Source organism: Austwickia sp. TVS 96-490-7B (genome assembly GCF_019331795.1).
In the GTDB taxonomy this organism is placed as follows: domain Bacteria; phylum Actinomycetota; class Actinomycetes; order Actinomycetales; family Dermatophilaceae; genus Austwickia.
Genome location: NZ_JAHPZL010000008.1, coordinates 352,647 through 365,991, shown reverse-complemented (window position 1 = coordinate 365,991; position 13,345 = coordinate 352,647). Strand labels below are relative to the sequence as shown.

General features: G+C 63.8%; 12 protein-coding genes. 10 read left to right on the top strand and 2 right to left on the bottom strand.

Translation table 11 applies throughout. The features are described from left to right. Positions 1 to 45: 45 nt before the first annotated feature. Positions 46 to 933 (bottom strand): putative RNA methyltransferase, encoded by an 888-nt coding sequence (locus KEM60_RS12235; RefSeq protein ID WP_219107883.1) that lies wholly within the window; start codon positions 931 to 933, stop codon positions 46 to 48. 127 nt (positions 934 to 1,060) lie between these two features. Between KEM60_RS12235 and thrS the strand changes: the two genes are divergently transcribed. The 4 genes from thrS to KEM60_RS12215 all read left to right on the top strand — a co-directional run bounded on the left by thrS (position 1,061) and on the right by KEM60_RS12215 (position 4,742). Then, positions 1,061 to 3,085, top strand: coding sequence for a threonine--tRNA ligase (gene thrS / locus KEM60_RS12230; protein ID WP_219107882.1), 2,025 nt, complete (start codon positions 1,061 to 1,063; stop codon positions 3,083 to 3,085). 127 nt (positions 3,086 to 3,212) lie between these two features. Further along, on the top strand, positions 3,213 to 3,674 hold the full coding sequence (locus KEM60_RS12225; RefSeq protein ID WP_219107881.1) for a GNAT family N-acetyltransferase: 462 nt from the start codon (positions 3,213 to 3,215) through the stop codon (positions 3,672 to 3,674). Positions 3,675 to 3,756: 82 nt separating this feature from the next. Beyond that, complete coding sequence (locus KEM60_RS12220; RefSeq protein ID WP_219107880.1) at positions 3,757 to 4,320, top strand: HIT domain-containing protein; 564 nt, start codon at positions 3,757 to 3,759, stop codon at positions 4,318 to 4,320. A gap of 5 nt (positions 4,321 to 4,325) precedes the next feature. Further along, on the top strand, positions 4,326 to 4,742 hold the full coding sequence (locus tag KEM60_RS12215; protein WP_219107879.1) for a thiol-disulfide oxidoreductase DCC family protein: 417 nt from the start codon (positions 4,326 to 4,328) through the stop codon (positions 4,740 to 4,742). Between the two features lie 141 nt (positions 4,743 to 4,883). On the opposite strand, the gene KEM60_RS12210 is transcribed toward KEM60_RS12215, so the two are convergent. Next, positions 4,884 to 6,992, bottom strand: a complete 2,109-nt coding sequence (locus KEM60_RS12210; protein ID WP_219107878.1) for an elongation factor G-like protein EF-G2 — start codon at positions 6,990 to 6,992, stop codon at positions 4,884 to 4,886. A 182-nt stretch (positions 6,993 to 7,174) separates the two neighbouring features. On the opposite strand from KEM60_RS12210, the gene pgsA reads away from it, so the two are divergent. The 6 genes from pgsA (at position 7,175) to KEM60_RS12180 (ending at position 13,333) form a co-directional block, all read left to right on the top strand. Continuing rightward, the gene (gene pgsA, locus KEM60_RS12205) at positions 7,175 to 7,792 is read left to right on the top strand and encodes a phosphatidylinositol phosphate synthase (RefSeq protein ID WP_219107877.1); all 618 of its coding nucleotides are present in this window, start codon (positions 7,175 to 7,177) and stop codon (positions 7,790 to 7,792) included. After that, positions 7,789 to 8,784, top strand: coding sequence for a phosphatidylinositol mannoside acyltransferase (locus tag KEM60_RS12200; RefSeq protein WP_219107876.1), 996 nt, complete (start codon positions 7,789 to 7,791; stop codon positions 8,782 to 8,784). The genes pgsA and KEM60_RS12200 overlap by 4 nt, the downstream gene beginning before the upstream one ends. Beyond that, on the top strand, positions 8,784 to 9,968 hold the full coding sequence (locus KEM60_RS12195) for a glycosyltransferase family 4 protein (RefSeq protein ID WP_219107875.1): 1,185 nt from the start codon (positions 8,784 to 8,786) through the stop codon (positions 9,966 to 9,968). The genes KEM60_RS12200 and KEM60_RS12195 overlap by 1 nt, the downstream gene beginning before the upstream one ends. Next, positions 9,965 to 10,573 carry a hypothetical protein gene (locus KEM60_RS12190; protein ID WP_219107874.1) on the top strand — a complete coding sequence of 203 codons (609 nt, stop codon included), beginning with the start codon at positions 9,965 to 9,967 and terminating at the stop codon, positions 10,571 to 10,573. The genes KEM60_RS12195 and KEM60_RS12190 overlap by 4 nt, the downstream gene beginning before the upstream one ends. Positions 10,574 to 10,760: 187 nt before the next feature. Next, positions 10,761 to 11,657 carry a pyridoxal 5'-phosphate synthase lyase subunit PdxS gene (pdxS, locus tag KEM60_RS12185; RefSeq protein WP_219107873.1) on the top strand — a complete coding sequence of 299 codons (897 nt, stop codon included), beginning with the start codon at positions 10,761 to 10,763 and terminating at the stop codon, positions 11,655 to 11,657. A gap of 179 nt (positions 11,658 to 11,836) precedes the next feature. Further along, positions 11,837 to 13,333, top strand: a complete 1,497-nt coding sequence (locus KEM60_RS12180) for an amino acid permease (RefSeq protein WP_219107872.1) — start codon at positions 11,837 to 11,839, stop codon at positions 13,331 to 13,333. Positions 13,334 to 13,345: the final 12 nt, after the last annotated feature.

Genomic DNA, 13,345 nt, shown 5'->3' with positions numbered 1-13,345 from the left:
CCGTTGATGTCTTGTTGTCACAAGATAAGGTTGCCCTAACTTCAGCTAAAGTCTCGATGAAGTGCCGTGGTCTGACGGTGACATGTCTGCCCGATAGCAGGTCACCGCCACCGAGCAGGTCACCACCACCGGTGACGTCCATGAGGCCACCTGCTCTGCTAGAGCCTCCCGATTGACGTGGAATGCCGAGGGCCCCATCAACGCCAGATCGTGCACGGCCGCGCCATCCAGCAGCATCGTCCGCCGTACCACCACCGTGTTTTCCCGGACGAACCCTGACAGTGCCTCGGCGACCCGGGCCTCCTTATCCGGGTCGACCGCGAGTAAACCCAAGGGCCCCTGCAGTTGCTCCAGGTGATCTGGGCCCGGGGTCACCACCACCAAACGGCCCTCTGGCGCCAGGACCCGACGTAACTCCGCTCCGTGGCGGGGGGCAAAAACGCACGTCGCTACCGTCGCTGCCCCATCGATCAAGGGCAGCGACTCCCAGACATCCGCCACCACCGACCCCAACTGTGGATGCGCCTTGGCGGCCCGTCGCGCAGCCGCCACTGACACATCCACACTCACCCCTGACCAGCGAGGCCAGCCTGCCAACAGCTGCGCGGCATACCACCCTGGACCGCCACCCACATCGAGCAGGACACCCTGCTCGGAGACGTCTCCCAAGCAGTCACGAATAGCTGCCACCACCGGCAGATAATGTCCGCCGCTCAGGAAAGATAACCGGTGCGCCACCATCGCTGCGTCATCACCCTGATGGCGGCGACGACCCGCCAACAAACTCACATGCCCCTGCCGTGCCACATCGAACATGTGCCCGGAATCGCAACCCACCCGCGACGGCTGCACCCCACTGCCTGTGCCGCTGTGCCCCGTCATCGCGCCGTGACAGATCGGACAACGCAGCATCGGAATCACAGCAGCAAGCATCCGACCAGCCTAACCAGGGGTCGCCGTACCCGATGGAATCAATGAGGGCAGCTGAAGCCCCACGGGATACCCTGGTGCAGGTGTGCCATCCCGGCCACTTTCGCCGCCCCATCTGAGGAGAGCCGACGTGCCCAGCCAGATCACCGTCAGAATCGCCGGAGCCGAGCGAGCGGTGGCCGAGGGCACTACCTACGGCGACCTTTTCGACGGCGCCAAAGACATCATCGCAGCCAAGGTCAACGGCGAGGTCCACGACCTCTTCCGGGAAGTCCAAGACGGCGTCGACGTCACACCGGTCTTGCTTCACAGCGACGACGGCATCGACGTGCTCCGACACTCGGCCGCTCACGTCCTCGCCCAAGCCGTCCAAGAGATCAACCCCAGCGCCCGCCTCGGGATTGGCCCGCCCATTCGAGACGGCTTCTACTACGACTTCGACGTGGAGACCCCCTTCACCCCGGAAGACCTGAAGAAGCTCGAAAAAACGATGCAGCGCATCATCAACTCCGGGCAGACCTTCCGTCGCCGCGTCGTCACTGAAGACGAAGCCCGCGAACTGCTCAAGAACGAGCCCTACAAACTCGAACTGGTCGGTCTCAAAGGCGGCAACACCAACGGTGATGTCTCGGCCGTGGCCGAAGGCGCCGAAGTGGAGATCGGCGGCAACGAGCTCACCGTCTACGAAAGCATCGACCGCAAGGGCGATGTCGTCTGGTATGACCTGTGCCGTGGCCCGCACGTGCCCTCCACCAAAGTCCTCGGCAACGGCTTCAAAGTGATGCGCAGCGCCGCCGCCTACTGGCGTGGCGATCAAAAGAACGCCCAATTGCAGCGCATTTACGGCACCGCCTGGCCCAGCAAAGATGAGCTGAAGGCCTACCTAACCCGCCTGGAAGAAGCTGAGAAGCGCGACCACCGCAAACTCGGCGCCGAACTCGACCTATTCTCCTTCCCCGACGAACTAGGCTCCGGCCTGCCGCTCTTCCACCCCAAAGGCGGGGTTATCAAAAAGGAAATGGAAGACTACGTCCGCCAGCGGCACATTGACGAGGGTTTCCTCTACGTCGGGACCCCGCACATCTCCAAGGACGGGCTGTTCCACACCTCAGGACACCTGCCGTACTACTCCGACACCATGTTCCCGCCGTTGCACGTCGACGAGGAACGCGACGCCGACGGCAATATCACTCGCGCTGGATCGGACTACCGACTCAAAGCGATGAACTGCCCCATGCACAACCTCATCTTCCGGTCCAGGGGTCGCTCCTACCGCGAACTGCCCATGCGGCTCTTCGAATTCGGCACCGTCTACCGGTATGAAAAATCCGGCGTCATCCACGGCCTTACCCGTCTTCGCGGCTTCACCCAAGACGACAGCCACAGCTACTGCATGCCTGAGCAAGCAGGCGACGAAATCAAACACCTGTTGAACTTCGTGCTGTCCTTGCTGCGTGACTTCGGGATGGACGACTTCTACCTCGAGCTGTCCACCCGCGACCCACAGTCCGACAAATTCATCGGATCCGACGAGGACTGGGCCGAAGCAACCCGCATCCTCGAAGAGGCCTGCACCTCTACCGGTCTCGAGCTAGTCCCCGACCCGGGCGGCGCCGCCTACTACGGCCCCAAGGTCTCCGTTCAAGCCCGAGACGCCATCGGCCGCACCTGGCAGATGTCCACCATCCAATATGACTTCAACCAGCCGGAACGTTTCGGTCTGGAATACCAGGCACCAGACGGCACCCGCAAACGTCCCGTCATGATCCACTCCGCGAAGTTCGGCTCCATCGAGCGGTTCCTGGGTGTCCTCGTCGAGCACTACGCCGGAGCTTTCCCGGTGTGGCTGTCCCCGGTCCAGGTCACCTGCATCCCGGTCGCCGAGGAATACCAGCCATACCTTGACGAGGTAGCCACCCGACTACGCGCTGAAGGTGTGCGCGTGGACGTCGACTCCTCTGACGACCGTTTCCCCAAGAAGATCCGCAACGCCAGCAAATCCAAAGTGCCCTACGTGCTCATCGCTGGTGAAGACGACCGTTCCGCTGGAGCGGTGTCCTTCCGGTTCCGCGACGGCTCACAGGAAAACGGCGTGCCCATCGACGCCGCGGTCGCCAAGATCGTCGCAGCGATCCGCACCCGCGCGCAGGTCTGACCGGGACATCACAGGCGGCTTCTTCGAGTGACGACACGTCACTCGAAGAAGCCGCCTGCCCTGTTCACCGACGCCACACCTGTGCTTTCATGCCACTGTGGGAGCTGACCAACGCCAGCTGACCCAGGTGACGCCCGCCGAGTGCAGCGACGCCTTCGCGCTCGCTGCCCTGGAGATTCAGCGTCACCGGGAGCACGGCTGTGTCGGAGAGCCAGGTTTCCTTGACCGGTACGCCGACGCCTGGCTGGCGGAACGAGAACGGCGTCCCTCCTGGCTCGCCAAGACACTTGATGGCAGACCTGTGAGTGCCGTCATGTTGCATCTGGTGTCTCCGTTGCCGAAGCCTGGGCGGGTGGGGCGCCCCTGGGCGCACCTCACCACCCTCTACGTCAGTCGTGATGCGCGCCGTAGTGGTGTCGGGGAGAGCCTCGTGCATGCCGCTCTGGACTGGTGCAGTGACCGTCATGTCCTCTGGATTCAGTTGAGTAGCAACGTGACTGCTGCGGGCCTCTACCGGCGGGCAGGTTTCCGGCCAGTGGGCGATCGCCTGCTATATCTCGCACCCCACGAGCGCCTCACACCCCCGTGACCCTCAGGGGGGTGAGCACACGGCAAGGACGCACCCGCACGCTGCGAAGTGCCGCCCTCAGCCGCTGGTTAGGATCAAAGACATGACCACGCCGTACGAGGAGAATGCCGTCACCGATGCCGCGCCGGAAAGCGATTTCACGCGGGTCGATGATGGTTTTCAACGGTTGTGGACCCCGCACCGGATGGCATACATCTCAGGGGAACGCCCCAGCGCCGACGCGGGCGAAGGATGTCCGTTCTGTGCTGCGCCCGGTAAGGACGACGCTGACGGATTGATCGTGCACCGCGGCCGGAGCTGCTTCGTGGTGATGAATCTTTTCCCTTACAACCCCGGACATGTCTTGATCTGCCCGTATCGGCACGTGGCGTCGTACATCGACCTCACCGTGGCGGAGACAGCCGAGTTTGCGGACCTGACTCAACGTGCGGTCCGCGCATTGCAGCGTTCGTCTCGACCCCAAGGTTTCAACCTCGGCATGAATCAGGGCAGTGTCGCTGGAGCCGGCGTCGCTGCGCACCTGCACCAACACGTCGTACCTCGATGGGGTGGGGATGCTAACTTCCTGCCGATCATCGCCCAGACCAAAGCGTTGCCCACCCTCCTGGAGGACGCTCGCCGCTCTCTCGTCGAAAACTGGCGGTGAGTGCGATGTCTGCTCCGCAGGACCCATTGGGTGTCCCGCCACGAGTGCGTCCGGTGCTGGTTTACGACGGTGACTGCGGGTTTTGTACGTCGTCGGCGCGCTGGGCGGCCCGCACCTCAGGTGGACGGTATGACGTGACCCCCTGGCAGCAGGCCGATCTGAGTGCCCTCGGCCTGACCAGGCAGGAATGTCTCACCGCTGTCCGGTGGGTGGACACAGACGGGACACCTGCTGCTGGCCACCTGGCCATCGCTGCCGCGATGCGCCACGGAGACCGTTGGCTCGCACCGTGGGGGATGGTGATGGCCAGTCGACTAGTGGATCCTGTTGCGGCTGCTGTGTATCGGTGGGTGGCAGCTCACCGGCATCAGCTTCCTGGTGGTGACGGCAGCTGCGCCTTGCCGAGCGATCAGCCCACCTGATAACGCTCCTCCTGGGCATTGACGTCTTGTCAGGAGGGGCCGCGTCAGGAGGGGCACAGACGCGATGATCTCTCCGTCAAGCGTGATGGGGTCGGAACGTTGTCCCGGCCCCATCACGCCGATGCCGCACCGTCAACGCGGTCACTCTTTGGTCAGATGCTCCTTGACCAAAGTGGTGGGCATCTGTTCGTAACCGACCATCTGCCGGGTAAATGAGCCAGCCCCGTGGGACAGCGAGCGCAGGTCCACGGCGTAGCGGGAGAGTTCCAGCTGGGGGACCTCAGCTTTGATGACGGATACCCCGTCTTGATCTCCTGGTTCCGTGCCTTGAAGGCGGCCGCGGCGGCCTTGAAGGTCGGTCATCACAGCGCCGACGTAGTCATCGGAGACGGTGACAGTGAGCAGGTCGACGGGTTCGAGCAGGGTCGTCGTCCCGGTTTTAGCAGAGGCTTCCTTCAAAGCTAGAGCGCCAGCCATCTGGAATGCCGCGTCCGAGGAGTCAACGGAGTGCGCTTTGCCGTCGTACAAGGTGACCTTGACGTCCACCATCGGGTAGCCAGCGATGACACCTTTCTCGAGTTGTGCCCGGACACCTTTTTCGACGGAAGGGATGAATTGTCTTGGCACTGAACCACCGACAACTTTGTCGATGAATTCCACCCCGGCGCCGCGCTCGTTGGGTTCGACCGAGATGTCACAGACCGCGAACTGGCCGTGACCCCCTGACTGTTTGACATGGCGTCCGTGTCCGCTGGAGGAGCCGACGAAGGTTTCCCGCAAGGCGATGCGTAAGGGTTCGACGGAGACGTTGACGTTGAGTTTGTTTTTCAACCGGTCCATGACCATGTCGGCATGGGTTTGCCCCATCGTCCACAGCACGACCTGGCTGGTTTCCGCGTTGTGTTCGACCCGCAGTGAGGGGTCACCGGCGGCGAGTCGCTGCAGCGCCGACGGCAGTTTGTCCTCGTCGGAGCGGGTGGCGGCGCGTACCGCTACCGGCAGGAGCGCGTCGGGCATGTCCCAGGGCTCCATGACGAGGGGGGATTCCTTGTCGGAGAGGGTGTCAGAGGTTTGCGCGGTGGGGAGTTTGGCGACGACTGCGAGGTCTCCGGCGATGGCGGATTCTTTGGGGCGCAGGGTGTCTCCGAGGGGGGAGCTGAGTGGCCCGACTTTGACGTCCTCGTCATGGTCGTGGTGTCCCTCAATCTCGCGTCCAGACATGGATTCCATGTGTCCGGAGACGTGGATGAGAGCGTCAGGGGTGAGGGTGCCGCTGAAAACGCGGACGAGGGCGACGGCTCCGACGTAGGCGTCAGAGGTGGTTTTGACGACTTCAGCGACGAGCGGGCCGGTGGGGTCGGCGTTCAGGGTGGGGCCGTCGGCGCCTTGGACGGTGAAGACGCGGGGGAGGGGGTGGAGTGTGGGTGGGGGGAAAGCGTTTTCGATGAGGTGAAGGAGGACGTCGATGCCAGCGCCGGTGCCTACGGAGAGGGGGAGCACGGGGTGGAAGGTGCCGTGTGCGACGGCTTTGAGCAGGGCAGCTTCGATGACATCGAAGCTGATGTCTTCCCCGCCGAGGTAACGGTCGAGCAGGGTGTCGTCTTCGGCTTCTTGGATGATGCCTTCGAGCAGACCGGACTGATAAGTGTCGAAGATGTCGATGTGTTCGGGGCCGGTTTTGCGCACGAGACGTTCGGGGCCGGTGTAGTCGTGGACTTCGCCGAGGACGAGGTCGACGGTGCAGTCCAGCGAGCCGTCCTTGCCGACGAGGGGGACTGCCAGGGGCATGACGCCGTCGCCGAAAACGTCTTGGCATTCTGCGAGGACGGATTCGAAGTCGCCGCGTCCAGCGTCGAGTTTGGTGATGGCCACGGCTCGAGGCATGCCCACGGCGGCACATTCGTGCCAGAGCCGTCGGGTGCCTGCGTCGACGCCGTCTGCTGCGGAGACCACGAAGAGTGCAGCATCAGCTGCTCGTAGTCCGGCGCGCAGGTCGCCGACGAAATCGGGGTAGCCGGGGGTGTCGATGATGTTGATGACCACGTCACCATGGGCCACCGCGGCCACGGACAGTTGGGTCGACCGGTCGTCGCGTGCCGGTGGGCGATACCCGGCGGTGGTGGTGACGAGCAGATGGTCGAACAATCGTGTCTTCCCGGACCCGCTGGGTCCGACGAGCACGACATTGCGCAACTGGTCCGAGGACGTGGCGACGGGGGACGACGTGGTGGTAGATGCTCTGCCGCTCATGCCCTTACACCCTGCTACGGGTCTGCCTCCGCGACAAGGACTTCGGCGGGAAAAGGTCTGATTGACAGGTCACATCCCGTGCCACGCGCGTCGGCGTGTCGCATGGAAGTCGGGGGTGGGCGGGCAGGTTGGGGTGTGGCTCGGGCGTCCGGGACGCTGGTGATCAGTAGTCTGGGGGCACCATGTTGAACCGATTCGCTCGCGCCTTCATCACCCGACTGCTCACTCCTGTTGCCCGGCTGGCCCTGAAGTGTGGGCTGACCCCGGATGCGGTCACCATCATCGGCACCATCGGTGTCTGCTTGGGGGCGTTGGTTTTCTTCCCCCGACACCAGTTCCTAGCGGGCACGTTGGCGATTGTGGTGTTCGTGTTCTCTGACACGTTGGACGGCACAATGGCTCGGCTGTCTGGGCGGGCTAGCACGTGGGGAGCCTTCCTGGATTCCACCTTGGATCGGGTCGGTGACGGCGCGGTGTTTGGTGGGTTGCTGTTGTGCTTCGCGGCTCGGCCGGACGGGATGTTGACCGCCTGGTTTGCGTTGGCCTGCCTCGTGTTTGGTTTTGTGACCAGTTATGCGCGCGCCCGCGCAGAAGGCTTGGGGGTGTCCGCAGCGAATGTCGGGATCGCCGAGCGCGCTGACCGGTTGGTGGTTGCCTTGGTCGCGACTGGCCTGACTGGCTTGTTTGATCTGCCAGACATGGTGCTCACCGTCACCTTGGGAATCTTGGCGGTAGCTAGCGCCATCACGGTGCTGCAGCGGATGGCTGCTGTGCGGGCGCATATCGTTGCGGCCTCGTGAGGTGGGCTGAGCGGGCCTCGTTGTGGGCTTTCCGGGGGGGATGGTCGGCGGTGCGCCGGTTGCCATCTCGTACGGCGTACCGGCTTTTTGACACGATTGCTGACGCCGCTTACGCCCGGGATGTCCAGGATGTACGCCGATTACGGGCCAACTACGCGATGGTGCACCCATTGATGTCGTCCCCGGAGTTGGAGTCAGTGGTGCGTGCCGGGATGCGTTCGTACTTGAGGTATTGGTGCGAAGCCTTCCGGTTGCCGGAGTTCACGGTGGAGCAGGTGCGGGCCTCGGTCCGTGCTGTGGGGACCTCAACGGCGGAAGCTGAGCTGCAACAAGGTCGTTCGGTGGTGGCATTTTTGGCGCATATGGGCAACTGGGATCTGGCGGGAGCGTGGTCTGGGTCGTCGTTCGCTCCCGTCACCACCGTCGCAGAGCGGTTGCGCCCGGAGGAACTGTTCGAGGAATTTCTCTCGTTCCGCACCAGATTGGGTATGCATATTGTCCCATTGACCGGCGGGCCTGCACCGTTTCCGTTGCTCGTGGAGGCGGCCCGCGCCGGTGGGCGGTTGATTCCGTTGCTGGCGGACCGAGACCTGTCCGAACGGGGAGTCCCAGTGACCTTTTGCGACCGTCCAGCACGGATGGCCGCTGGACCGGCAGCGGTAGCTGTGGCTTCTGGGGCCAGGTTGTATCCGGTGTCGGTGCATTACGAACCGGTGCCGGTCGCGGTGGTTCCTTCCGGATGGCGCGCGGTAGTGACTTTCCACGACGAGGTCACCGATCCAGGGGCGGGATCAACCCGGGACCGGGTGGCTGTGATGACGCAGGAGTGCGCGTCGGTGTTCTCGGCGGTGGTGCGGGAGCACACGGCAGACTGGCACATGATGCAGCAGGTGTTCACCGGTGAGGCGGTGCTGGGAGGTCGGGATGGGATCCCCCGCGGCGCAACAGGGCCGGGCGACCAGACCGGACCGGTCCCCGACGAGGTGATGTGATGCGGGTCGGGATTGTGTGTCCATACAGTTTCGATGTCCCGGGGGGCGTGCAGTTCCACGTGCGGGACCTCGCGGAGCACCTCATTGGTGTCGGACATAACGTGGAGGTCTTGGCTCCGGCGGAGGAGGACACTCCGTTGCCGTCGTACGTGATCGGCACCGGACGGGCCGTGCCGATTCCGTATAACGGGTCGGTGGCACGGCTAGCTTTCGGCCCGAGAGCTGCGGCGAAGGTATCGCGGTGGTTGGAGCAGGGACGTTTTGACGTGGTGCACATCCACGAACCGATTGCACCAAGTTTGTCGATTCTCGCGTTGTGGGCGGTGGAGGCCCCCACGGTGGCGACTTTCCACACCAGTTATGTCCGCAGCAGGGCGATGCAGGCGGCGTACCCGATGGTGCGAGGGGCGTTTGAGAAGATCCACGGCCGAATCGCGGTGTCGGAGGCGGCACGGGAGACCGTCATCACCCACGTCGGTGGCGATGCCGTGGTCATCCCCAACGGCGTGTTCGTGGACCGATTTGCGTCGGCGCCTCCCGCACCGCAATGGCAGGGGTCACCGCATGCCCCGACCGTGGCCTTCCTAGGGCGGATCGACGAACCTCGCAAGGGGTTACCGCTGCTGTTGGAGGCGTTACCTGCTGTGGTGGCTCGTCACCCGGGGGTTCGAGTGCTGGTCGCTGGGTACGGCGACGTGACGGCCGCGCACGGTCGCGTCCCAGCGTCGGTGCGGAGCCACGTGGAGTTCCTCGGTGGGATCGACGATGCACAGAAAGCGTCGTTGCTGACTTCGGTGGACGCCTATGTGGCGCCGCACCTGGGTGGCGAAAGCTTCGGGATCGTGTTGGTGGAGGCGCTGGCAGCTGGGGCGCCGGTTGTTGCCAGCGATCTCGGTGCGTTCCATCGGGTGTTGGATTCGGGGCGGGCGGGGCGGTTGTTCCGCAGCGGTGATCCAGCCGATCTGGCACGGGTATTGGGCGACGTGCTGTGTGACACTTCGGGACGCGAGTCGCTGCGCAAGTCTGGGCGGAGTTATGTGCGCCGGTATGACTGGGCGACCGTGGCGGCGGATGTGCTTGCTGTCTACGAGACGGTGATTGAGGGGACTTCCGCTGTCGCTGATCGCGAGGTGTTTTCCCCTCGGATGCTGTTACGCCGTTCTGAGAACGGAGGTGTGCGGTGAGCGTGGTAGAACTGGTCACCCTCGTGGTGACGGTGCTGCTGGCTTTCGCCTGGTACCTGACCTACACCGCAGCTCGATTGCACCGGTTACACACTCGCGTTGAAGGCACCTATGCGGCATTGGATGCGCAATTGGTACGACGAGCTGAGGCGGTCCTGGAGGTCGCCAACAGTGGGGTGGTCGACCCGGCAGGCGCGCTGATCCTGGCTGGTGCCGCCACCGACTCGGTCGAGGGTGGTGAGGCGGATCAAACGGCCCGAGAAGCGATCGAGAGCGACCTCACCCAGGCGATTCGTCTGGTCCTGTATCGCGACGACGAGGGCGACCGCACACCAGACGGCGAAGGGGTGCTCGCCGCGTGGGCTGGCCCACCAGAGGACGGCACGGGCACGGAAGACAGTGACCAGGCCGTCGGGCGAGCTGTGGCCCAGCGGCTGGTGTCATCCGGTCAGCGGGTCATCCTGGCACGCCGGTTCCACAACGACGCGGTGATCGACGTGCAACGCCTTCGACGTAACGTGCTGGTACGAGCCTTTCATCTGGCGGGGCACACGGACGTGCCTCGGACGGTGGAGTTTGACGACGATCCCGGCGCCGGAGGCTGACCTTCGCAGGCCGAGATCTCGGATGTCGAGGCGGGCAGATGCAGACTACGACTAGGCTTCGGCAACGGTGCCCTGCCGGTGTGGAACTGGCGGGCCCGGCCCAAGGGGGCCTGCCGAGGCGATGCCATCGCCCGGGGAGGATCGGCCGATCCGTGACGATCCGGCCAGCAGCAGAAAGGCGATCAAGGTGTCCGACCACACCCCTACCACCGGAACGTCCCGCGTGAAGCGTGGCATGGCCGAGATGTTGAAGGGCGGCGTCATCATGGACGTCGTCACACCGGAGCAGGCGAAGATCGCCGAAGATGCCGGTGCGGTGGCCGTCATGGCTTTGGAGCGGGTTCCCGCCGATATTCGTGCCCAAGGCGGCGTGTCCCGGATGAGTGACCCAGACATGATCGCCGGGATCATTGAGGCTGTCTCCATCCCGGTGATGGCTAAAGCCAGGATTGGACATTTCGTTGAGGCCCAGGTGTTGCAGAGCCTCGGCGTCGACTACATCGACGAGTCTGAGGTGCTGACCCCGGCTGATTACGAAAACCACATCGACAAATGGGCCTTCACTGTGCCTTTCGTCTGTGGGTCAACCAACCTGGGGGAGGCATTGCGTCGGATCACCGAGGGTGCCGCGATGATCCGGTCAAAGGGTGAGGCCGGCACCGGTGATGTCTCCAACGCGACCACCCACATGCGAGCGATGCGCAAGGAAATTCGCCGCTTGCAAAACATGGCCGAGGACGAGCTGTACGTCGCCGCGAAGGAGCTTCAAGCGCCGTACGAACTGGTCAAAGAGGTCGCTCAGACCGGCAAGCTGCCGGTCGTGTTGTTCACCGCTGGCGGGATCGCCACCCCGGCCGACGCCGCCATGATGATGCAGCTCGGCGCGGAGGGTGTCTTCGTGGGCTCGGGTATTTTCAAGTCCGGCAACCCGGCCCAACGAGCAGCTGCCATCGTGAAAGCCACCACCTTCTACGACGACCCCAAGGTCATCGCTGAGGTCTCTCGTGGCTTGGGCGAGGCCATGGTCGGCATCAACGTGGATGAGATTCCGCAGCCGCACCGCCTCGCTGAGCGTGGATGGTGACATATCTCACACACGGTGGCTGATCCAGCAACGATCAACCATCGCAGGACGTCTCGGCCTGTGACACAACCCGGCCGAGACGTCCCACTGCACGCACAACGGGACCAACGTCCAGGTTCCCCATCCCAATTTCGGGGAAGCTGTCGCACGACCACTCGACCACAGCGCAAGGTTCTCCCATGACATCCATCGGCACCGGGGAAGGAACACCTCCCACACGCCCCGGCGAAGACTCAGAGCGTCCCTCGCAGGAAAACCTGACGATGCACGACTCCGGTGACTCCGGTTACCACAAGACCCTCACTGCCCGACAGGTCCAGATGATCGCCATCGGCGGCGCCATCGGTGTGGGCCTCTTCCTCGGTGCGGGCAAACGACTGGCCATCGCTGGCCCCTCGCTGATCCTGTCCTACGCCTTCTGCGGCGTCATCGCGTTCTTCCTGATGCGAGCCCTCGGCGAGCTCGTCATGCACCGCCGCTCCTCGGGCTCATTCGTCTCCTACGCTCGCGAATTCTTCGGCGACCGCTGGGCCTATTTCGCCGGCTGGATGTACATGCTCAACTGGATGACCTCTGGCATCGCCGAGATCACCGCTATCGCCACCTACTTCTCCCGCTGGACCAGCATGCCCCAGTGGATCACCGCCCTCATCGCGCTCGCCGTGGTGCTGGTCATCAACCTGCTCAGCGCCAAAGCCTTCGGAGAGCTTGAGTTCTGGGCAGCGCTCCTCAAAGTCGCTGCACTGGTCACCTTCATCCTGGTGGCCACCTTCCTGGTCCTCACCCAGGCCAACATCGGCGGACACCAGGCTGGCTTGCACAACCTGACCTCACCCGACGGTTTCTTCCCCAACGGCGACATGCTCGCCTTCGTGCTGGTCATGCAGGGTGTCATCTTTGCTTACGCGACCATCGAGCTCGTCGGCACCGCCGCCGGCGAAACCCAGGACGCCGAGAAGGTCATCCCCAAGGCAGTGCGCGCCGTGATCTACCGGATCGCGTTCTTCTACGTCGGATCGGTGTTCCTGCTGGCCTGCCTGCTGCCTTACAACATGTACAAGGGCACTGAGTCACCCTTCGTGACCGCCTTCGGTGCCATGGGGTACAGCTGGATGGGCGACCTGATGAACCTCATCGTCATCACCGCCGCCCTGTCATCCTGCAACTCCGGCCTGTACTCCACCGGGCGCATCCTGCGATCACTGGCTTTCGCTGGTGAAGCCCCCCGGTTTACCGGATACATGAACAAGAACGGTGTCCCTGCCGGCGGCATCCTGTTCACCGCATCGGTGTACTGCCTCGGCGTCGTCCTCAACATTGTGATGCCCGCGCATGCCTTCGAGATCGCAGTGGAGACCGCTGCCGTCGGCATCGTGTGGACCTGGGGCACCATCTTTGCCTGCCAGATCGCCCTGCGGAAACGCATCAACGCCGGCCAGGCAGCGCCGACCTCATTCCCCATGCCCGGCGCGCCGTACACCTCCTGGATGGGCATCATCGCCCTCGTCGGGATCATCCTGATCATGATCGCCGACCCCGGCGCCAACAACTTCAACCTGTACGTCCTCGCAGCTGCCGGAGGCTTCATCGCTGTCCTCGCCGTCGCCTGGCCGTTCGTGGCGAAGAAGAAGGCCAGCAACCCGGCGCTGCAGAACGCCTCGGAGATCAGCTTCTGATCGATCGCCGAC

Bases quoted from the DNA above. Each gene is read 5' to 3' on its own strand.
- KEM60_RS12235 (WP_219107883.1), bottom strand. From the start codon at position 933: ATGCTTGCTGCTGTGATTCCGATGCTGCGTTGTCCGATCTGTCACGGC.
- KEM60_RS12220 (WP_219107880.1), top strand. From the start codon at position 3,757: ATGACCACGCCGTACGAGGAGAATGCCGTCACCGATGCCGCGCCGGAA.
- KEM60_RS12215 (WP_219107879.1), top strand. From the start codon at position 4,326: ATGTCTGCTCCGCAGGACCCATTGGGTGTCCCGCCACGAGTGCGTCCG.
- KEM60_RS12210 (WP_219107878.1), bottom strand. From the start codon at position 6,992: ATGAGCGGCAGAGCATCTACCACCACGTCGTCCCCCGTCGCCACGTCC.
- pgsA (WP_219107877.1), top strand. From the start codon at position 7,175: ATGTTGAACCGATTCGCTCGCGCCTTCATCACCCGACTGCTCACTCCT.
- KEM60_RS12195 (WP_219107875.1), top strand. From the start codon at position 8,784: ATGCGGGTCGGGATTGTGTGTCCATACAGTTTCGATGTCCCGGGGGGC.
- KEM60_RS12180 (WP_219107872.1), top strand. From the start codon at position 11,837: ATGACATCCATCGGCACCGGGGAAGGAACACCTCCCACACGCCCCGGC.